The sequence below is a fragment of the Rhizobium ruizarguesonis genome, from assembly GCF_017357285.1.
Lineage (GTDB): Bacteria > Pseudomonadota > Alphaproteobacteria > Rhizobiales > Rhizobiaceae > Rhizobium > Rhizobium ruizarguesonis.
On the sequence record NZ_CP071678.1, the window covers coordinates 4,549,823 to 4,570,832 of the forward strand.

Sequence of the window (21,010 nt, forward strand, 5' to 3'; positions counted from 1 at the left end):
ATCCGCCAAATCCGTTGACATCATTCGACCCCCCTCTTATCTGTCACGCAACCTCGCGTCCAGAACAGTTTCCGGGCGTTTTAAGGCGCGCGCCTGATTTTCGGCTGGGCCGCGAACAAGAAACGCCGGGGATGAATATTGAGAAAGGGCCAGTCATATGGTCAGCTTTGGCGGTATAGCCCGCAAGTTATTTGGGTCTTCCAACGACCGCCGCGTGCGGTCCTTCCAGCCGAACGTCACTGCCATCAACTCTATCGAAGAGAAGACGAAGGCCCTGACGGACGAGCAGCTCGCGGCAAAGACCGTGGAGTTTCGCGCCCTGCTCGCCGAGGGCAAGACGCTGGACGACATTCTGATCCCGGCCTTTGCCGTCGTGCGCGAAGCCTCGCGCCGCGTTCTCGGCCTGCGACCTTTTGACGTACAGCTGGTCGGCGGCATGATCCTGCATTCGAATGCGATCGCCGAGATGAAGACCGGCGAAGGCAAGACACTCGTCGCCACCCTGCCGGTCTATCTGAACGCGCTTTCCGGCAAGGGCGTGCACGTCGTCACCGTCAACGATTACCTCGCCCAGCGCGATGCCGCCAACATGGGCCGCGTCTACGGCTTCCTCGGCATGACCACCGGCGTCATCGTCCACGGCCTCTCCGACGAGGAACGGCACGCGGCCTATGCCTGCGACATTACTTACGCCACCAACAACGAACTCGGCTTCGATTATCTGCGCGATAACATGAAGTATGAGAAGAACCAGATGGTCCAACGCGGCCACAACTTCGCGATCGTCGACGAAGTTGACTCGATCCTCGTCGACGAGGCGCGCACGCCGCTGATCATCTCCGGCCCGCTCGACGACCGCTCCGAACTCTATAATACGATCGATGCCTACATTCCGCTGCTGGTGCCCAGCGATTACGAGATCGACGAGAAGCAGCGCTCTGCCAACTTCTCCGAAGAGGGCACCGAGAAGCTGGAAAACCTGCTCCGCCAGGCCGGCCTCTTGAAGGGCAACGCGCTCTACGACATCGAGAACGTTGCGATCGTCCACCACGTCAACAACGCGCTGAAGGCCCACAAGCTCTTCCAGCGCGACAAGGACTATATCGTCCGCAACGACGAAGTCGTCATCATCGATGAGTTCACCGGCCGCATGATGCCGGGCCGCCGCTATTCGGAAGGCCAGCACCAGGCGCTCGAAGCCAAGGAAAAGGTGCAGATCCAGCCGGAAAACCAGACGCTGGCCTCGATCACCTTCCAGAACTACTTCCGCATGTACGACAAGCTCGCCGGCATGACCGGCACGGCGCAGACGGAAGCGGAAGAATTCGCCAATATCTACAATCTCGATGTCATTGAGGTCCCGACCAACCTGCCGATCAAGCGCCTCGACGAGGATGACGAGGTCTACCGGACCTTCGACGAGAAGTTCAAGGCGATCATCGAGGAGATCCTCGACGCCCATAAGCGCGGCCAGCCTGTGCTGGTCGGCACCACCTCGATCGAGAAATCGGAACTGCTCGCCGAGCGCCTGCGCAAGCAGGGTTTCGACGACTTCAAGGTGCTGAATGCCCGCTACCACGAGCAGGAAGCTTATATCGTCGCCCAGGCCGGCGTGCCGGGTGCCATCACCATCGCCACCAACATGGCCGGCCGCGGCACGGACATCCAGCTCGGCGGCAACCTCGACATGCGCATTGAGCGCGAACTTGGCGAAGTCGAAGCCGGTCCGGAGCGTGACGCCCGGATCCAGGCGATCATCGAGGAGATCAAGGAACTCAAGCAAAAAGCGCTCGAAGCCGGCGGCCTCTACGTCATCGCCACCGAACGCCATGAAAGCCGCCGCATCGACAACCAGCTGCGCGGCCGCTCCGGCCGTCAGGGCGACCCCGGCCGTTCGAAGTTCTACCTCTCGCTTCAGGACGACCTGATGCGCATCTTCGGCTCCGACCGCATGGACAGCATGCTGACCAAGCTCGGCCTCAAGGAAGGCGAGGCGATCGTCCATCCCTGGATCAACAAGGCCCTGGAACGCGCCCAGAAGAAGGTCGAAGCCCGCAACTTCGATATCCGCAAGAACCTCCTGAAGTATGACGACGTTCTCAACGATCAGCGCAAGGTGGTCTTCGAGCAGCGCCTCGAACTGATGGAATCGACCAATATTTCCGAGACCGTTTCCGACATGCGCCGTGAAGTGATCGAGGACATGGTCGACAAGCATATTCCAGAGCGCGCCTATGCCGAACAATGGGATGCCGCCGGCCTGAAGACCGGGGCTTTGAACATCCTCAATCTCGACCTGCCGGTCGAGGACTGGGTGAAGGAAGAAGGCATCGGCGAGGACGATATCCGCGAGCGCCTGACGGAAGCCGCCAATGCGGCCTTCACGGAAAAGGCCGAGCGTTTCGGCGACGACATCATGCATTATGTCGAACGCTCGATCGTCATGCAGACGCTTGATCATCTCTGGCGCGAGCACATCGTCAACCTCGACCATCTGCGCTCCGTCATCGGCTTCCGCGGCTATGCCCAGCGCGATCCGCTGCAGGAATACAAGTCGGAGGCCTTCGAGCTCTTCACCGCGCTGCTCAACAATCTGCGCGAGGCCGTCACCGCCCAGCTGATGCGCGTCGAACTGGTGCAGCAGGCCCCTGCCGAGCCTGAACCGCCGCTGATGCAGGCCCATCACCTGGATCCGACGACCGGCGAGGACGATTTCGCCCCGGCGATCTACCAGGCGTCGGAAGTCATCGTTTCGCCTGAAAACCGCAACCCGGATGACCCAGCCACCTGGGGCAAGGTCGGCCGCAACGAGACCTGCCCCTGTGGTTCCGGCAAGAAATACAAGCACTGCCACGGCGCCTTCGAGCAGGTCTGAGGCAAGTCCGCAAAGATCCGCGAAAATGCCGCCTCCGGGCGGCATTTTCTTTTCTGCGGCAACGCCGGAAAACCGGAATTCAGCGTTGGACGGCAGCCCAATCCGGAACCGTTTCTTAACCCTGTCCTGTCAAGACTTCAGGGGCGATTTGCCTGACCTCAGAGTTTTGCGTGTTCATCATGGCGGTCATAGAAACAGCGGAGAAGATGCTGCCCGCGGGCCTGCGCCCAGTCGGCGGCCGTACGCTGCGCATGCTTGCGGCCGTGCTCACCGAACGCGGGGAGAAGGCGGCCGCCCAGCGCATGGCGCTGACAGCGTTTTCGATCCGCATCCTCAGCGCAGCACTTGCCTTCGTCTCCCAGATCGTGCTTGCCCGGCTGATGGGCGAATATGAATATGGCATCTTCGTTTTCGTCTGGGTGCTGGTCGTCGTCTTCGGCGATCTCTCATGCCTCGGTTTCCACACCGCGATCATCCGCTTCCTGCCGCAATACAGGGCAGCGGGCGCTTTCGAGGAAATCCGCGGCCTGACAGGCACGGCTCGGATTTTTGCGCTGCTGTCCGGCACGACGGTGCTCGCCGCTGGCATGCTCGGGCTGCATTTCTTCGGCGATATGATCCAGGTCTATTATCTCGTCCCGATCTTCATCGGCCTGCTCGCCATGCCGATGATCGCGCTCGGCGATATTCTGGAAGGCACGTCACGGGCGAACCATTGGCCAGTGATGGCGTTGAGCCCGGTTTACATCGTCCGCCCGATCCTCATCATCCTCTTCATGCTGATCGCGATTGCCATCGGCGCCGAGCACACGGCCGTCACCGCGATGCAGGCAGCACTCGTCGCCACCTTCGTCACCGCCCTTGGTCAGTATGCCGCAACGCTCTACCGCCTTCGCCGGCATTATGACGAAGGCCCGCGCAAGGTCGATTTCCTCGCCTGGTTCAGCGTCGCCTTCCCGATTTTCCTGATCGAGGGCGTGAGCTTCCTGCTCACCAATTCCGATGTCGTCGTCGTCGGCATCTTCCTCGAGCCGCACGACGTCGCCATCTATTTCGCCGCCGCCAAGACGATGGCGCTGGTGCATTTCATCAATTTCTCGGTCAAGGCCGCCTCCGGCCCGCGCTTTTCCTCGATCATCGCCGAAGGCGACCACGCCCAGCTGGCAACCGCTGCCATCGACGCCGCCCGCTGGACCTTCTGGCCGGCGCTCGGGGTCGGCCTTGTCGTGCTTGCGGCAGGCCATCTGCTGCTGTCGCTCTTCGGCGGCGCCTTTACATCAGGCTATCTGGTGATGGCGATCCTGCTCGCCGGCATCCTCGCCAAATCGCTGGTCGGCCCGGCCGAAACGCTGCTGATGATGGCAGGCAAGCAGAACCTCTGCGTCACACTCTATGCCGGCGCATTGACGGCCAATGTCAGCCTCAACCTCGCTTTGATCCCGCATTACGGCATCGAGGGCACGGCGATCGCCACGGCCTCGGCCATGGCGGTCGAGGCGATCCTGCTGCATGTCGCCGTGCGCCATACGCTCGGCATCGTCCTTTTCGCCTTCGCCAGCCCCTCCGCCGCAACGCCAGAAATGAGAGTTCGATAGATGGTGCGTGTTCCCCCCGTTACCGAAAGCACCGACAGCGCCGCAAACCGCATGGTGCATGATCTCGCCGCGTTGAATTTCGAAGCACCGCGGGCCGAGGCTCGCGCCGAGATCGGCCGGCCGGGGCGCGAGCTCTGCCTCTATCCCGGCAAGCTGGGCTATGAGCTTCAGGATGAGCTCGATTTCCTCTCCAACCGGGCGATGGAGCCGAACGTCTTTTTCTCCGGCCGTTTCCTAGCCCCCGCCATGCCGCGGCTCGAAGATCGGCAGGTGAACTTCGCCCTGATCCGCGATCACAATGCCGGCCGCAGCCGCATGCGGTTCCTCTTGCCGTTTTCGGTCGACAAGCCGGGCTTCGCCGTCGGCCCATCGATCATCCGCGGCTGGTCGAACAGCTTCGGTCCGCTCGGCACGCCGCTCGTCGATGGCGAGGATGCCGCCGAGACGCTCGACAATCTCTTCGAGGGACTGACCGCCGGCGATCTCAATCTGCCCGGCCTATTGGTTCTGCCGGATCTCAGGCTGAACGGTATCTTCGTGCGCATGCTCAAGGCCGTGGCGCTCAGCCGCAATCTTCCCGTTACTGTCACCAATCCCTACCTGCGCCCGATGCTGCAGAGCGACGAAGAGGCGCCGGCCTATCTCGGCAAAACCATCTCCTCCTCGCACATGCGCGAGATGCGCCGCCAGTGGCGCCTGCTGGATGAGGTGGGAACAGCGGTCTATACCGTCGCCCGCCAGCCGCGCGAAATCCATGTCCGCTTCGAGGAATTCCTGGCGATGGAAGCCGGCGGCTGGAAGGGCAAGCGGCGAAGCGCTCTCGTCACCGATCGTTATCATACGGCCTTCGCCCGCGAGGCGGTGTCGAACCTTGCCGCCGTCGATGCCGTGCGTATTCACACGATCGATCTCAACGGCAAGGCGATAGCCGCCATCGTCGTGCTGATGATGGGCGGCGAGGCCTATACGTGGAAGACCGCTTATGACGAGAACTACGCCCGGTATTCGCCGGGCAAGCTGCTGATGAGCGAACTCACCGAATGGCATCTCGACGATGCCAATATCGTCCGCTCCGATTCCTGCGCTGTCTCGGATCATCCGATCATGAGCCGTTTCTGGCAGGAGCGCGAGGAGATGGGAACGCTGGTGATCGGCCTGACGCAGAACGGCGACCGCGACATGCGCCAGGTCTCAGCCCAGCTCCACATGTACCGCAGCACCCGCAACATGGCGAAGATGCTGCGCGAAAAGATCATGTCGCTCGCTGGCCGGGGCTAAAGCAATTCCAGCAAAAGTGCGTTGCGGTTTTGCGTCCGGAATTGCGCAAAAACAAAAAGATAGATCACCTTCGGAAATGATCTACCCCTCGTCGGCCGCCCTCTCCCGCAGCAGCCGGCGGATCACCTTGCCGCTGGTGGTCAGCGGCAATGCATCGATGAACTCCACCTCGCGCGGATATTCGTGCATCGAAAGCCGCGTCTTCACCCACTCCCTTATCTCGGCGGCCAGCGCCTCGCTTGGGTGATGGCCCGGTGAAAGCACGATATAGGCCTTGACGATCTCGGTGCGCACGGCATGGGGCTTGCCGACGGCGGCGGCAAGCTGCACGGCGGGATGGCCGATCAGGCAGTCCTCGATCTCGGCCGGGCCGATGCGATATCCCGACGAGGTGATGACGTCGTCGTCGCGGCCTTCGAAGGTGACGTAGCCCTCAGCATCCTGCCGACCGATATCGCCGGTGAGCAGCCAGCCCTTGGCGAATTTTCGTTCGGTCGCCGCCGCATCGTCCCAATAGCCGAGGAACATCACAGGATCGGGACTGGCGATGGCGATCTGGCCCGGTTCGCCAGCCGGCAATTCGTCGCCCGCTTCGCTGACGATCGCAACACGATGCCCAGGCACCGCCCGCCCGATGGCACCGGCCCTGGTGACGCCATAGGCAGCGCTGGAAGCGAGCACGAAATTGCACTCCGTCTGGCCGTAGAATTCGTTGACGGTGATGCCGAGCGTATGCCGCGCCCATTCATAGGTCTCGCGGCCGAGCGCCTCCCCGGCCGAGCCGATGGTGCGCAGCACCAGATCATATTTCGAGCGCGGATCGGGCACGGATCTCATCAGCCTCAGCGCCGTCGGCGGAATGAAGGCGTTGCGCACATCCATCTCCGCCATGATGCGATAGGCCATATGGGCATCGAATTTCTGCGCCGGCGACGAGACCACGGGAATTCCGAGTAGAAGGCTCGGCAGCAGCGCATTGAGCAGACCGCCCGCCCAGGCCCAGTCGGACGGCGTCCAGACCTTGTCGCCCACTTTCGGAAAGCCCTCATGGGCAAACTGCATACCGGGAATATGGCCGGGCAGAACGCGATGACCATGCAGCGCGCCCTTGGGCGGCCCTGTCGTTCCCGAGGTGAAAATCATCAGCGCCGGATCGTCGGGAGACGTCTTTTCTCCCTTGAAGAAGGGCTCGTATGACACGATCAGATCGGCAAAGGAGAGAGCGTCGAGAGAATTATCGAGGCTGATCACATGCCGAAGCTCCGGCAGCCGATCGCGAATTTTCCGGACGCGATCGAGGCCGAAATCGTTGGTGACGATTGCCACCGCACCTGAGGTCCTCAGCCTGTATTCGAGCGCCTCGACGCCGAAGAGCAGCGCCAGCGGCAAGGCGATTGCGCCCATCTTGTAGATCGCAACATGAACGACCACAGTCTCGAAGGACTGGGGCATCAGCAGGGCGACGCGGTCGCCTCGCTTAATGCCGAGCGAAGCCAGCGCATTGGCGAACATGGACGAGGAACCGGCAAGCTCACCGTAAGTCAGCGAAAGATGATCGCCATCGGGGCTGAAATGCTCAAGGCAGACGCGCTCCGGATCTCTTGCGGCCCAGTCGTCGCTGACGGCGCGGCCGATATTGAAATCCTCCGGAATCCGCCAGGAGAAATCGCGATAAAGATCGTCGTAGCGATCGTGGGACGGCAGCTGCATGGTCGGATTCCGGTAAAATGCTGCATCAGCTAACATCTTGCGGCGCGGATGTGCAAGCTGCAGCCGGAATCGACAGCGATGAGCTTCAGAAGTCGATCACGGATCATTGTGCGCATGCAGCATAGATTCTTCATTTGCCGCCCTGCGACTTTGGCCATCTCGCGCTAAATCATGGAAAGCCGCCTGGGGGTCATCCAATTCATCACGGAGTCGTTTCATGGAATACGCAAAATTTGGCAAGACCGGTCTCGAAGTGTCGAAAATCTGCTTGGGCTGCATGACCTTCGGCGATCCCGGCCGCGGCAATCATGCCTGGAGCCTCAGGGAAGACGAAAGCCGGACTATAATCAAGCAGGCGATCGACCTCGGCATCAATTTCCTCGACACCGCCAACACCTATTCCAACGGCTCATCAGAGGAGATCGTCGGCCGAGCCATAAAAGATTTCGCCAAACGCGAGGACATCGTGCTGGCGACCAAGGTGTTCAACCGCATGCGGCCGGGCCCGAACGGCGCCGGCCTGTCACGCAAGGCGATCTTCGACGAGATCGACAACAGCCTGCGTCGTTTAGGCACCGACTACGTCGATCTCTACCAGATCCACCGCTTCGACTACACGACGCCGATCGAGGAAACCCTGGAAGCGCTGCACGACGTCGTCAAATCGGGCAAGGCGCGTTATATCGGCGCCTCCTCCATGTATGCTTGGCAATTCGCCAAGGCGCTTTACGTCTCCAGGCTGAATGGCTGGACCGAATTCGTCAGCATGCAGGACCACCTGAACCTGCTCTACCGTGAGGAAGAGCGCGAAATGCTGCCGCTTTGCGAGGATCAGAAAATCGCCGTCATCCCCTGGAGCCCGCTTGCCCGCGGCCGCCTGACCCGCGACTGGGACGAGACGACGGCGCGCAGCGAAACCGACGAATTCGGCAAGACGCTCTACACGCAGTCCATTGATGCGGACCGCAAGATCGTCGGAGCCGTGGCCGAAATCGCCAAGGCCCGCAACATCTCCCGCGCCCAGGTCGCAACCGCCTGGATCCTGCAGAAGAGTGCCGTCACCGCCCCGATCATCGGCGCGTCCAAACCCAACCACCTCAGAGACGCCGTTGCCTCGCTCTCGGTCAAGCTCACCGCCGAGGAAATCGCAGCACTGGAAGCACCCTACGTCCCGCACGCCATCGCCGGCTTCAAGTAGTCATTGGCTTCTCGGTCCTCAGGCATATGCAAGGGCAGATCCCTCTCCATCCGGAGAGGGAGAGCGAAACCATGGCCCCGCGACTGAGATTATGTCTGGCTGTCAGGATCGAGCTGCCGGCGCATGGTCACCAGAAACTGCTCGGCAAGCGCCCTGTCCTCGACCGCGCGGGCAAGAATGACAGCGCCCATCATCGATGAGAGTGTCGTCGTCGCATTGGCGCGGCGCTCCTCCTCCGTTTCGCCGGGAACGATATCGGCAAGCGTCTCGACCAGCACGGAAAGCCCATCGCTGAAGACCGCGCGGACGGCGCCGCGGCTGCGGCTGACTTCCTGGATCAGCGTTGCGAAGACACAGCTGCCGCCGGGATCGTCAACCGTGCGCCAGTGGATATAATGGTCGAGAAGAGCGGCCAGCGGCCGGTCGGGCGATTCGGCGATATGCTCCTTCCAGCGCTCTTCCACCCTGTCGATCAGCTTGCGGCTGACCTCAAGTGCCAGGTCGTCCTTCGAACCGAAATGACCGTAGAAGCCGCCATGCGTCAGTCCCGCCGCCTTCATGATGTCGGCGACGCCGACCCCGTCGAAACCGTTTTCGCGGAAAAGCACGCCGGCAACGCTCAGAATCCTTTCGCGGTTTTCGGCAAATTTTTCGCGGCTGACCCGCATTGTCGTCTCCAGAAATAGTCGCTTGACAAAATATATGACGTCCATCATCAATACGCAAGAAATATGATGACCATCATGTAAATCGATCCACTATCGTCTCGAACCAGAATTCAAACGGAATCTTGCCCATGGTTTCCACAGCCCTCGCCTCCTCCCTTGCTCGGCGCAACATCCATTACGGCTGGGTCGTCGTCGCCGCGACCTTCCTCACCATGCTGGTCACCGCCGGCGCCATGGGCGCACCCGGCGTGCTCATCAAGCCGCTGCAGGACGAGTTCGGCTGGGAGACCTCGCAGATTTCCTCGGCCCTTGCCATCCGCCTGATCCTTTTCGGCTTCATGGGTCCGTTCGCCGCCGCCTTCATGAATTATTTCGGCGTGCGCAAGGTCATTGTCTTCGCCTTAGCGCTGATCGGCGCGGGCTTCGTTGGTTCGCTGTTCATGACGACGCTGTGGCAGTTGCTGCTGCTTTGGGGTATCGTCGTCGGTTTCGGCACGGGATTGACGGCCATGGTGCTCGCCGCAACGATCTCCAGCCGCTGGTTCACCAAGCATCGCGGTCTCGTCGTCGGCATGCTCTCGGCGAGCTCGGCCACCGGTCAGCTCGTCTTTCTGCCACTGATGGCGGAGCTGACGGAACGTTATGGCTGGCGCTCGACGGTGTTTTTCGTCTGCGCCATGATCATGGTCGCAGCCCTTGCCGTGCTTGCTTTCATGCGCGACCGCCCCGCCGACCTCAACCTGCCCGCTTTCGGTGAGACGCAGGTGACGCCGCCACCGGCAAGCACCTCCCTCGGCGCCGCGCTGATGACGCCGATCACCGTCCTCAAGGAAATCTCGAAGACCTCGACCTTCTGGATCCTCTTTGCCACCTTCTTCATCTGCGGTCTCAGCACCAACGGCCTGATCCAGACCCATTTCGTCACCCTGTGCGGCGACTTCGGCATCGTGCCGGTGGCCGCGGCCAGCGTGCTGGCTGTCATGGGCATCTTCGATTTCTTCGGCACCATCGGTTCCGGCTGGCTGTCCGACCGCTTCGACAATCGTTGGCTGCTCTTCTGGTATTACGGCCTGCGTGGCCTGTCGCTGCTCTACCTGCCCTTCAGCGATTTCAGCTTTTACGGCCTCTCCATCTTCGCCGTCTTTTACGGCCTCGACTGGATTGCCACCGTGCCGCCGACCGTCAAGATCGCCGCCGACCGCTTCGGCCGCGAAAAGACCGGCCTCGTCTTCGGTTGGGTCTTTGCCGGACATCAGCTGGGAGCCGCCACCGCCGCCTATGGCGCCGGCCTCTCGCGCACGGAGCTTTCGAGCTACCTGCCGGCGTTTTTCGTCGCCGGCGCCTTCTGCCTGCTGGCCTCGATCCTGGCGATCACGCTGAAGAAGTCCGGCCTGAGCAGCCCGGCACCGGCCGCCGCCCATTGATGTCAAACAGGATCCGGCCTCAAAACGGGGCCGGATCTCTCTACCGGATCAGTCCGATAACTTCGCTTGCCCGTCTTGCGCGTCCGGGCGCTCGCATGTTAGACAGCCGCCCGTTCGTATCCGTTGCCCCATTGGCGGAATTGGTAGACGCGCTCGACTCAAAATCGAGTTTCGAAAGAAGTGCTGGTTCGACTCCGGCATGGGGCACCACTACCGAGGCCAAAAGGCCTTAGTTCATTGAAGCGACTTGGCAAATTCGTCCTCCGGGTGCTGTATCAGGTGCCGAACGAGGACCAGACCTTGAAGACAATCATCCTGAAATACGTGACCAAAACAAAGACCGGCAGTTTCGAGTACCGGCGACAAGTACCTGTCTCTCTGCGAGAACGCTTGGGGCGATACGAGTTCAAAAAGGTCTTGGGACTCAGCGAGCCCAAAGCAATCAAGCGGTGGCCATCCTACAATGATGGGTGGAGCGAGAGCAAACGAACGCCCAAAGCACCAGCGTCGCGAGCCGCAACCACTATTTGCAAAATATGCAGAAAAGGCGGCGGTGACGCAGCAAGTGCTGCTCTAATGAAGAACCTCAGGAAGGTCGTTTCAGACCCAAATGTCACCGTCCACAGCCTGAGACACAACATGCAGGATCGTATGATCGTAGCCGGAGTGAGTGGGCATGATCGGCATCTGATTCTAGGGCATTCTGTAGCTGGCGAAGGCTCGACTAGTGGCGACCACCAAAGCGGTGAAGGTGTGCGTCGGCCAAAACTGACGGCACCGGAAGGCATACCTGGCAGCTATGGGCGACGGCCAGCCCCCAGAGGGAAGCCCCACCATGCTCATAATGTGAACGAAAGACCTACATCGGTCGCGGTCGGAAGTTTGGCCTTCGAGTGAAGAAGTTACCGGGAGGCCGCTATCTAAGCTGATCCGCCATCGGTATCGTCCAGGAGGGCCTGAAGCGTGGCTTTGGAGTTGTTATATACTTGCCAACGTTCCTCCAACCACGCTCCCTTGCGCCCTACGTCTGGGCGGAAGGGATCAACAGACGGGGCTTTGATGGCCTTCTGGAGGAAGTCGATCCACTCGCCCTCGGCCAAGGAGAGGGCTGTTCCAGCCTTCATGAAAGCGGCGGCCTGCTTTGCAAGTTCGCGGTCCGAGAACGTCTCGGTTTCCTCGTATTGGTCAATGATGCCACTCAGGATTTTATCCATTTGAGTCATAGTGTCATCGACCTCGCTTTTGCGCGCCTTAGCGTGGTCGAGGAGCGTTTTAAAAGCAGCGAGGTCTTCCTTCCGCTTAGGTTGGGTGTCGTCCGGGTAGACCTCGCCTACGATATCCAACATGTCCTTCGTTACATGCGATAGGCGATTGACGTTATCGTCGGTCCCTTCGAGCACCTTCTCAGTGCGAAGAACGTCCGTTTCGAAGCCAGGGGAAGGACGGCCACTGTTGAAACTAAGAGAGAGTTGCATTGCCTTGATCAACTCCTCGGCGTGTTTGAGATCGTCAAGGAGGGCGTTTGTAAAGTAGGCATGTTTTCCCTGAGCGAGTTTGAAAGACGCCTCTTCCTCTGAGCCTTCGGGGATACTAGACGCATCGAATGCGTCGGCCGACTTCTTGAACAGCTTCAGACCGGCGTCGATGGCCACTAGGCGGTGGTTCAGGTTATCTTGGAGGGCGTCTACCGCTTTTTGAGCTTTGGACCGAAAGAGGCGAGATAGAAGTGACATGGTAAAGTGATACCCCCTGAACATCTGCCTCGTCGGCGGCAGGTGACACGCGCGGTACGCGGTTCACTTATGATAGACGTGGACCGGCACTTCCGGTAGTACCTTCCCGTTCCACGCCACGCCCCTATGAAGCGACTCGGCATCCGCAGCGCATCACGCTAGATTCATGCGAATCATCGATCGAAGGCAGGCATGATGGGCGAACGGAAGGCCTGAGGAAGTCTTGGACGAAACGATCCGGGGTGAGCTAATCGTGGCGGGCGACCGCTCAGTCGAGGCTACGCAAGCGGACAAGAAGAACTATGCCGAACGGCTTTCACGTGCCTTATGGTGGCTCTTTTGCAGCCGTGATGACCGTGCCAATAGCAGCCGCAGTTGTTCGGCCAGCTTGTGTGCTGTGCCGTCGTCGATTTCGCCCATGAGACGAAGAACCTTGTGGCCCCGCCAATCAACGGCTGTTATCTCGGCTGCGCAAACCCCTACGCTTGTAGTTTCACAAATCCCCATCACGATGAGAGCGCACAGAATTACGCGCATTCTTCCTAGTTTATCGAGCACAGTACCCCTCAAACCTTAACCCCTGCAACCCGCATAAGTTACTCTGGTAGGTTTTTTTCAACCACGACGGAAGGTCGTGTTAAATGGGGACTTAAATCTCAATAACAAGCAGTTGTTCAAAGAGCACGGGCCGGTCCGCAGGCTTTGATGTGACGCGTTGCGTAAGCCCCAGCACGTGGGACGACTACCTCTAGTTCCTGCAACGCCTCTGTCGCAACAAGCGCACACGGGCCACAGAACATGATCCCGTGTCTCAGCGAAGCTTACTTGTTTTTCAGCAGCCACATCTTGCCGGCCATCGTGATGCCGTAGACGTCTTTTGATGCGTCGTCATCCAGGTGCCGCCTTTCGAGAAAACCCGGCTCCTTCAACTCGCCCAGCGTCTTGGCAGTGACCGACTTTATTTTCTGGGGCCGCTCTTTCCACCGGTCAGTTTTTGCATAAGTCACCGTCGCGTTCTCGTGCGTCCATTTATTGGCTGGCTGAGGATAAAGGTCTCCATCCCTGGCGAGTTTAAGTGCGGCGATCTGGGACGGCGTAAGCTCAATCATACTAAAAGATCCTGTGCGGGCGGTGTTTGCGCTGGGAACGCGCTGTTACCAAAGGCGTGCTCATAACACCGACAGACGACTTTCACCACTGCATTGAAATATTCGTGCCACAAAAGGCGAAAACCCGGCTCGTCGGAACCGGGCTTCGTCCTTATCGCACATTTTTTCGTTAATTGCAGCGCCGGACCGTCTTGGTGACCTCGCCTTCGTCGGTCTGTCGGGTGACGCTCCTGGTTTCGCAGCCATTATCGCGATAGCGGCGGTGCTCACGTTCGTGCACGGCACCGAAAGTGACGCCACGCTCGCTGATGGTGATGCCGGGTCGTACCCGCTCATGACGATAGCCGTCGTCATAGGAACGCTCCCTGACATAGACGCTGTCGGCAAGAACAGGCGCTGCAAACGAGCAGACGGCAAGGGCCGCCACAGTACAGTTCAAGATCATCTTTCGAATGTCGTTCTCCTTTCTTGATGAAAGAGCAACGAGGCAAGACACAAGTGGTTCCAACATCGTGACGGTCCGACCGTGCCGCGAAAAAGGGCCGTGCCTACAACGCCGCGCGACTTTTTAGACCTGAGAAGGACGCCTTAACATTTGGAATTGCAGCATTATTCTATCCTACCCGCCAAAATGAGAGCGAAGGCCCCCGAACAGTAGCCGGTCATCCAAATCAACTGTTTAATTTTGCTTGCGCTTCGTCCAAAGTGGCCGCCGCTATCACAAGAGAGGGCGGACGTGCATCAGGAAGTAGGACTCATCGCGACGGTCGCCGTCAGTTTCGTTTTCGCAGCGATCCTGGGCTATGGAGCCGACAGGCTTCGGCTGCCGCCACTCGTCGGTTATTTGATGGCGGGCATCCTGATGGGCCCGTTCACGCCGGGCTTCGTCGCCGATACCGCCCTTGCCGGCCAGCTCGCCGAAATGGGCGTCATTCTTCTGATGTTCGGCGTCGGCCTGCATTTTTCCGCTTCCGACCTGCTCGCCGTGCGCGGCATCGCCGTGCCGGGCGCAATCGGGCGGATTATCCTCGCCACCCTGTTGGGCATCGGTCTTTGCAAACTCTGGGGCTGGAGCCTCGGCGCCGGCATCGTCCTCGGCCTCAGCCTGTCGGTGGCGAGCACCGTCGTTCTCTTGAAGGCGCTGGAGGAGCGCAATCTCGTTAACGCTGCCAGCGGACGCGTCGCCGTCGGCTGGCTGATCGTCGAGGATCTGGTGATGGTGCTGGCGCTGGTGCTGCTGCCGGCGCTCGCAGAGCTTCTGGGTGGCAACGCCAGCGATACGACCAACCACGGCCTCGGCGACCTGCCGCTGGTGCTGACGATCGGCCTGACGCTGCTGAAGGTTGTGGCCTTCGCCGCCATGGCGATCTTCCTCGGTCCTCGCATCGTGCCCTGGCTGCTGACGATGATTGCCCGCACCGGCTCGCGCGAACTCTTTACGCTGACGGTGCTGGCGATCGCACTCGGCATCGCCTTCGGTTCGGCGGCGATCTTCGGCGTCTCCTTTGCGCTCGGTGCATTTTTCGCCGGCGTCGTCATGAGCGAATCCCAGCTCAGCCACAGGGCAGCCGCCGACTCGCTGCCGTTGCAGAACGCCTTCTCCGTGCTGTTCTTCGTGTCCGTCGGCATGCTCTTCGACCCCTCGATCCTGGTGCGCCAGCCGCTGGCCGTGATCGGCGCGCTGGCGCTCGTGATCCTGGGTAAGGGCATCATCACCTTCCTCATCGTCATCCTGCTGCGATACCCGATCAGCATGGGGTTAACGTTGGCCGGCGGCCTTGCCCAGATCGGCGAATTTTCCTTCATCCTCGCCGGCCTCGGCGTCTCACTCGGGCTCCTGCCACATGAGGGCCAGGATCTGATCCTGGCTGCCGCGATCCTGTCGATCACCCTCAACCCAATCGTGATCTTTGCGACCGACGGCCTGAAGAAATACATCCATTCGAAATGGCCCTCTCTCTGGGAAAGCTACGGCAGGAGCAGGCAGAAGGCGCTCGGCAAAGAACTGGAAAAGATCAGGGCGCTCGGCGAAGAGCGCGAGCGCCAGCATCAACTGAAGATGCAGCAGCTGATCGAGACTTTCCCGCTGTTCTCCGAGGTCGACGAGGACGCGCAGGAGGAGCTGCTGCTGCTCTTCAAGGCGAAATCCGCGCCGCCCGGCGAACGCGTCATCCGCCGCGGCGATCGCGGCGATAGCATGTATTTCATCTCCTCGGGCGCGGTGGAGGTGCGGCTCGCCAGCGGCGCGATCCGCCTGGAGCCGGGAGCCTTCTTCGGGGAAATGGCGCTCCTGACCGGCGGACGGCGGACAGCCGACGTCATCGCCGTCGACTTCTGCCAGTTCGAGGTGCTCGAACGGCGCGACTTCAACATGTTCATGTCGCACCATCCACATCTGCGCGCCGCCGTTAGCGAAATGGCCCAGCAGCGGACGGAAATGAACGTCCTGCGTCAGCAACGGGAAAAGTCGATGGACCTGTCCTGACGCAAACGCCACCGCATGTCAGCGGCAATCGCGCCACCGTGATTGCTTCAGCCCGCCGGCCAATAGCCATCGGCGTGGAAATCCTCCGGGATCGGATCAAGCCGCGACAACGTCTCGGCTGCGAAATCGATCTGCAGCGACAAATATTTAAGAGACGCCAGCATCGGTACGCCGGTCGCGAATTCCCGGATGCGGGAGAGATGATAGCCGCTCTCGTTCAGCCGCCGCGCAGCCTCCCGGCGCACGTCGTCTTTGCTCGGTCCACGACCCTCTTCGGATCGGTCATCCATTTGCACGGCCTGCCCACGGCCGCCTTCGATCACTTTGAACATTCCCCTGCCACCCTGCACGTCGACCCCAAATCAGCTTGCCGCAGAATGGCCGATTCGCAATCCCACGAAATCTTGGGAGAGGTGCCGATACCCCGCATCACGAAAATTTTTCGACCGCGGTGGCAGGAAGGACACGGCCGAGCATTTACAGCGCCGCGCACGGCCCCTAAAGCTTTTTGCACCGCAACAGGAAGGAAACGGAATGCTCCGCAGACTTTACGACTGGACCATGTCTTTGGCCTCGCGCAAATCGGCCGAAGTCTGGCTCGCCGTCATCGCCTTCGTCGAAAGCTCCGTCTTTCTCGTCCCCGCTGATGTGCTCTTCCTGCCGATGGCGCTTGCCAAGCCGGAACGCGCCTATCGCTATGCGCTGATTGCAACCGTCGCCTCCGTCCTCGGCGGCATCGCCGGCTGGGCGCTCGGCTATTACGCCTATGATGCAATCGCCAGACCAGTCCTTGAGTTCTACAGCAAATTCGATGATTTCGAGCGATTGCGACGCGAAATTCACGGCGAATGGGAAATCCTGTTACTATTGCTGGTGACTTCCGGCTTAGCACACCTTCCGCCGATTAAGGTCGTGACCATTATGGCTGGCGTCATTGGCATGAATCTAGGCTTCTTCGTTATCTCAGCCATCATAGCTCGCGGTGCTCGGTTCCTGCTTTTGGCGTGGCTGCTTCGTCGATATGGCGAGCCGATCCGCCACTTCGTCGAGAAGCGCCTTGGTCAGATCGTCGGCATCGGTGCAGGCGTCCTCATCACACTCGGAATCGCTTATAAACTGTTTGCCCACTGAGCCAATTTCGCGGAGCTCCGCCATGACCGCCACTTCCTCGCCGCTCGCCCGCCCCGGCTTTGTCTACTCCATTTTGCTCGCCATCGGCATGGCGGCGGCGGTCGGCACCGCGCTCGGCTTCCAGTATATCGGCGGCTATATTCCTTGCGCGCTCTGCCTGTTGCAGCGTCAGCCCTATTATTACGCCATCCCGATCGCGATCCTGGCCGCAATCTCCGAACTCGTCGGACTGCCGAACTGGATCACCCGGGCGCTCATTCTCGCGGCCGGCATCCTGATGCTGGTGACGGCAGGCATGGGTGTCTATCACGCCGGCGTCGAATGGCATTTCTGGCCCGGCCCGGCCACTTGCTCGACGACGGCAAGCAGCATGACGACCAATGCCGGTGATCTGCTCGGTGAGCTCAACACCATCAAGGGCCCGTCCTGCACCGACGCGGCCCTGCGGGTGCTCGGCCTGTCTTTTGCCGGCTGGAACGTGATTGCCGGAATCCTGCTTGCGGCCTTCGCCTTTGTCGGCGTTCGCAAGGCCGCCACTGAATAAATTATGCAGGAAACCGAAAGCTACAGCGTCTTTTGCGCGTCCGAAAAGACGCGCGACGCTGTAGGCCGTTCGATCAGGGCTGCAGTTCGGTATCCCAGTAGAGATAGTCGAGCCAGCTTTCATGCAGATAGTTTGGCGGGAACAGCCGGCCGTTATTGTGCAGATCCTGCACCGTCGGCTGGTAGGGCTTCTGCGCCGGGAACATGCCTGCCTGCTTCGGAAGCTTGCTGCCCTTGCGCAGATTGCAGGGCGAGCAGGCTGCCACGACATTCTGCCAGGTCGTCTCGCCGCCATGGGCGCGCGGGATGACGTGGTCGAAGGTCAAGTCGTCATGGGCGCCGCAATACTGGCATTCGAACCGGTCACGCAGGAAGACGTTGAACCGGGTGAAGGCGGGATTGCGGGAAGGCTGAACGTAAGTCTTCAGGCACACGACACTCGGAAGCCGCATCGAAAAGCTCGGCGAGGAAACCGAATGTTCATATTCTGCAATGATGTTCACACGGTCGAGAAATACCGCCTTGATCGCGTCCTGCCAGGACCACAACGACAAGGGGTAATAACTCAGTGGCCGGTAGTCAGCGTTCAGGACGAGCGCCGGCAGGGCCTGTGGGGAGACTGCAATCGTCAAGGGACTCTCCTGATCGATTCGGCATCTGCACCTGTATATTAGGCCGGTTGTTACAGGATTGTGAAGTCCAATAAATTCAGAGGATAAAGGCAATTTGAAGAGTGTTGCCGATCAGCCGATCGGCACCATGTCACGGCGCATTTTCGTGGCGTAATAGGCCCAGAAAAGCCGTGCCGCCACCGAACGCCACGGCGACCAGACTTCCGCAAGCTGGGTCAGCGCCTTTGCCGGCGGCCGTGCTGCAAGACCGAATGCCGCTCCGACGGCATTCTGCAGCGCGACATCGCCGGCCGGGAAAACATCGGCATGGCCGCCGCAAAACATCAGATAGACCTCCGCCGTCCACGGACCGACGCCTTTCAGCGCGGTGAGTTCGCCAAGCGCTTCGCCCGGCGGCTTCAGGCAGAGCCTGGGGAGATCGAGGCGGCCGGAGGCGACCGCCTCGGCGATCCGTGACAGCGTCTCGGCCTTGGCGCGCGACAGGCCGAATTCGCGCCATGCCTCGGAGTGAAGCAGTGCGTAGCCTCCGGCGGTTAAAAGACCGTCCGCCGGCAGCATGCGCCGCCAGATCGCATCGGCGCTGGCGCGCGACACCATCTGCGAGACGATGATATGGGCAAGACCGGCAAAGCCGGGCTCACGCAGCCGCAGCGGAATAGGTCCGGCCTCCGCGACAATCGGCGCAAGACGTGGATCGAGGCGAAGCAGCGCTTCGAGCCCCTGCCTGACATCGTCTTCGTTGCGGATGATCTGCATTTTGCCTCGCAGTGGTTCAAAAGCCGAATCCATGGCAGAAGAAAGCATGACCACGAGTGAGCGTCAAAAACCTGTCTTTCGTTTTGCGCCGAGCCCCAACGGGCCGTTGCATCTCGGACATGCCCTCTCGGCCCTGCTGAACCGCGACATGGCCGAGGCCGAACAAGCACGCTTGCTGCTACGCATCGAAGATATCGATCAGACGCGCTGCACGCCCGAGTTCGAGGCCGGCATCCTCAGGGATCTCGAATGGCTTGATATCAGCTGGGAAAGCCCGGTGCGGCGCCAGTCGGACCATTTTCCCGAATATCAGACGGCGCTGCACACGCTGATCGAGCGCGGGCTGGTCTATCCAGCCTTTCTGACGCGCGGCGAGGTGAAGGCGCGCGTCGCTGCCTACGAGGCGACTGGTGAATCCTGGCCGCGCGATCCCGACGGCACTCCGCATTATACCGCAAATGATCGCGAGCGTTCGGCAGACGAATGGCGGGACCTGCTGACCCCTGGGAAGAAACATGCCTGGCGGCTCGATATGCGCAAAGCGCTCGACCTGATCGGCGAGCTGCTGTTCTGGACGGAAACCGGCGACGGCAGGACAGGTGAGATCGCCGCCGAGCCCGACGTCTGGGGCGACGTCATCCTGTCGCGCTCGGATGCGCCGTCGAGCTATCATCTTTCCGTGGTCGTCGACGATGCGCTGCAGGGCGTCACCCATGTCGTGCGTGGGCTCGACCTCTTCCACGCGACATCGGTGCACCGGCTGTTGCAGGTGCTGCTCGGCCTGCCGCAGCCGGTCTATCACCATCACCGTCTCATTCTTGGCGCGGATGGCCGCAAGCTTTCGAAAAGCCAAGGCGACACTGGGCTTGGCGAATTGCGCGCCCAGGGCATGTCAGGAGCGGATATTCGCCGCCTTGTCGGGCTCTGACTGCCTTTCGACACGCTCTCTGCCGACGATCGAAAGCGTGTGGGAGAACATCCGGAAGACGCGGAACTTGATCAGCGCCGCATTGATCTCCGCGCCGATGATGAAGATGACGCCGACCATGTAGAGGAAGATCAGCACGATCATGACAGAGGCGAGACCGGCATAGGTTGCCGTATAGTTGGCGAAGGTCACCAGGTAATAGGCAAAGATCAGCGCGCCGGCGAGCCAGAGAAGCAGCGTCAGCAGCACGCCGGGAATGACGTCGAAGACCCGCCGCTTGCCGGCTGGCAGCCAGAGATGCATGACCAGCAGTCCGACCGTCAGAACCACCAGCGTGCCGTAGATGCGCCAGCTGAAGACGATGTCGAGCGTATCGGCAAACAGCGGAAACCACTTCCTGGCATAGTCAAGTGCCAGCGGCAGGGCGACGAGCAGGATGCTGATTGCCGCGAAGATGATGACCGCGATCAGCACGTAGCCCAGGCTGGCGAGACGCGTGAAATACCAGGGCCGCGTTTCCTGCACCCGGTAGGCGCGATTGAGCGAGATGCGTAGCGCCTCGACGCCGTTCGAGGCGAAATAGGCGGCCGCCAGCACCGAGATCGTCAGCAGCCCGCCGCGTGGAATGGTCAGCACCTGCAGCACCTGGTCGGCGAGCGGCTTGGCGATCGCCTCGGGCCAAGTGTCGAAGATCAGGTGGATGGCGGTCGAGGAAAACTGATCGGCGCCGAGGAAGTTTGCAAGCGCCGTGCCGAAGATCAGGAAGGGGAAAACTGCAAGCAGGCTTGAAAGCGCCACATGGCTTGCCATGGCGAAGCCGTCGTCCTCGACCATGTGACAGATCGCGTCATAGACCACCTCGTAGATCGTGCGCAGCACCTTCAGCATTCTGTCTCCGGCTTTCAGATTGTATCCTCTGGCCGAATATGGGAAACGAGTCCCATT

Annotated in this window: 18 protein-coding genes and 1 tRNA gene; 10 read left to right on the top strand and 9 right to left on the bottom strand. The window is 60.6% G+C overall.

Translation table 11 applies throughout. The features are described from left to right. Positions 1–157: 157 nt before the first annotated feature. The 3 genes from secA to J3P73_RS22265 all read left to right on the top strand — a co-directional run bounded on the left by secA (position 158) and on the right by J3P73_RS22265 (position 5,748). Positions 158–2,875: a preprotein translocase subunit SecA gene (secA, locus tag J3P73_RS22255; protein WP_130675824.1), complete on the top strand. Its 2,718-nt coding sequence runs from the start codon at positions 158–160 to the stop codon at positions 2,873–2,875. Between the two features lie 179 nt (positions 2,876–3,054). Then, the gene (locus J3P73_RS22260) at positions 3,055–4,470 is read left to right on the top strand and encodes a lipopolysaccharide biosynthesis protein (RefSeq protein ID WP_130675825.1); all 1,416 of its coding nucleotides are present in this window, start codon (positions 3,055–3,057) and stop codon (positions 4,468–4,470) included. Next, positions 4,471–5,748 carry a GNAT family N-acetyltransferase gene (locus tag J3P73_RS22265; protein WP_130675826.1) on the top strand — a complete coding sequence of 426 codons (1,278 nt, stop codon included), beginning with the start codon at positions 4,471–4,473 and terminating at the stop codon, positions 5,746–5,748. A gap of 81 nt (positions 5,749–5,829) precedes the next feature. On the opposite strand, the gene J3P73_RS22270 is transcribed toward J3P73_RS22265, so the two are convergent. Continuing rightward, positions 5,830–7,458, bottom strand: a complete 1,629-nt coding sequence (locus J3P73_RS22270) for an AMP-binding protein (protein WP_130692825.1) — start codon at positions 7,456–7,458, stop codon at positions 5,830–5,832. 217 nt (positions 7,459–7,675) lie between these two features. Here J3P73_RS22270 and J3P73_RS22275 point away from each other — a divergent pair, with 217 nt between their 5' ends. Then, a complete protein-coding gene (locus J3P73_RS22275; protein ID WP_130692827.1) occupies positions 7,676–8,656 on the top strand; it encodes an aldo/keto reductase in 981 nt (326 codons plus the stop codon). An 89-nt stretch (positions 8,657–8,745) separates the two neighbouring features. Here the strand turns inward: J3P73_RS22275 and J3P73_RS22280 are convergent, their stop codons facing one another. Beyond that, positions 8,746–9,324, bottom strand: a complete 579-nt coding sequence (locus J3P73_RS22280; protein WP_130662322.1) for a TetR/AcrR family transcriptional regulator — start codon at positions 9,322–9,324, stop codon at positions 8,746–8,748. Positions 9,325–9,452: 128 nt separating this feature from the next. Here J3P73_RS22280 and J3P73_RS22285 point away from each other — a divergent pair, with 128 nt between their 5' ends. Continuing rightward, a complete protein-coding gene (locus J3P73_RS22285; protein ID WP_024323599.1) occupies positions 9,453–10,748 on the top strand; it encodes an MFS transporter in 1,296 nt (431 codons plus the stop codon). Positions 10,749–10,873: 125 nt separating this feature from the next. Beyond that, positions 10,874–10,958, top strand: a tRNA-Leu gene (locus tag J3P73_RS22290). A gap of 710 nt (positions 10,959–11,668) precedes the next feature. On the opposite strand, the gene J3P73_RS22295 is transcribed toward J3P73_RS22290, so the two are convergent. The 3 genes from J3P73_RS22295 to J3P73_RS22305 form a co-directional block, all read right to left on the bottom strand. Next, positions 11,669–12,481 carry a hypothetical protein gene (locus tag J3P73_RS22295; RefSeq protein WP_130692829.1) on the bottom strand — a complete coding sequence of 271 codons (813 nt, stop codon included), beginning with the start codon at positions 12,479–12,481 and terminating at the stop codon, positions 11,669–11,671. Positions 12,482–13,302: 821 nt separating this feature from the next. Next, entirely contained in the window at positions 13,303–13,590 is a 288-nt protein-coding gene (locus tag J3P73_RS22300) for a hypothetical protein (RefSeq protein ID WP_003543268.1), read from the bottom strand. Positions 13,591–13,759: 169 nt separating this feature from the next. Beyond that, positions 13,760–14,044, bottom strand: coding sequence for a hypothetical protein (locus J3P73_RS22305; protein WP_130693110.1), 285 nt, complete (start codon positions 14,042–14,044; stop codon positions 13,760–13,762). Between the two features lie 282 nt (positions 14,045–14,326). On the opposite strand from J3P73_RS22305, the gene J3P73_RS22310 reads away from it, so the two are divergent. Continuing rightward, entirely contained in the window at positions 14,327–16,075 is a 1,749-nt protein-coding gene (locus tag J3P73_RS22310; protein ID WP_018069225.1) for a cation:proton antiporter domain-containing protein, read from the top strand. A 47-nt stretch (positions 16,076–16,122) separates the two neighbouring features. Here J3P73_RS22310 and J3P73_RS22315 read toward each other — a convergent pair whose 3' ends face one another. Continuing rightward, complete coding sequence (locus J3P73_RS22315) at positions 16,123–16,407, bottom strand: hypothetical protein (protein WP_024323602.1); 285 nt, start codon at positions 16,405–16,407, stop codon at positions 16,123–16,125. Positions 16,408–16,609: 202 nt separating this feature from the next. Between J3P73_RS22315 and J3P73_RS22320 the strand changes: the two genes are divergently transcribed. Both J3P73_RS22320 and J3P73_RS22325 read left to right on the top strand, forming a co-directional pair. After that, positions 16,610–17,206 (top strand): YqaA family protein, encoded by a 597-nt coding sequence (locus J3P73_RS22320; RefSeq protein ID WP_024323603.1) that lies wholly within the window; start codon positions 16,610–16,612, stop codon positions 17,204–17,206. Between the two features lie 22 nt (positions 17,207–17,228). Then, positions 17,229–17,750 carry a disulfide bond formation protein B gene (locus J3P73_RS22325; protein ID WP_024323604.1) on the top strand — a complete coding sequence of 174 codons (522 nt, stop codon included), beginning with the start codon at positions 17,229–17,231 and terminating at the stop codon, positions 17,748–17,750. Between the two features lie 73 nt (positions 17,751–17,823). Here the strand turns inward: J3P73_RS22325 and J3P73_RS22330 are convergent, their stop codons facing one another. Then, positions 17,824–18,381, bottom strand: coding sequence for an HNH endonuclease (locus J3P73_RS22330; protein ID WP_018069229.1), 558 nt, complete (start codon positions 18,379–18,381; stop codon positions 17,824–17,826). A gap of 111 nt (positions 18,382–18,492) precedes the next feature. Then, positions 18,493–19,185 (bottom strand): DNA-3-methyladenine glycosylase family protein, encoded by a 693-nt coding sequence (locus J3P73_RS22335; RefSeq protein ID WP_130693111.1) that lies wholly within the window; start codon positions 19,183–19,185, stop codon positions 18,493–18,495. Between J3P73_RS22335 and gluQRS the strand changes: the two genes are divergently transcribed. Then, positions 19,184–20,065: a tRNA glutamyl-Q(34) synthetase GluQRS gene (gluQRS, locus tag J3P73_RS22340; protein ID WP_130665173.1), complete on the top strand. Its 882-nt coding sequence runs from the start codon at positions 19,184–19,186 to the stop codon at positions 20,063–20,065. The two genes, J3P73_RS22335 and gluQRS, sit on opposite strands and share 2 nt — an antisense overlap. On the opposite strand, the gene J3P73_RS22345 is transcribed toward gluQRS, so the two are convergent. Beyond that, the gene (locus tag J3P73_RS22345) at positions 20,030–20,953 is read right to left on the bottom strand and encodes a YihY/virulence factor BrkB family protein (protein WP_018069232.1); all 924 of its coding nucleotides are present in this window, start codon (positions 20,951–20,953) and stop codon (positions 20,030–20,032) included. The two genes, gluQRS and J3P73_RS22345, sit on opposite strands and share 36 nt — an antisense overlap. Positions 20,954–21,010 lie beyond the last annotated feature (57 nt).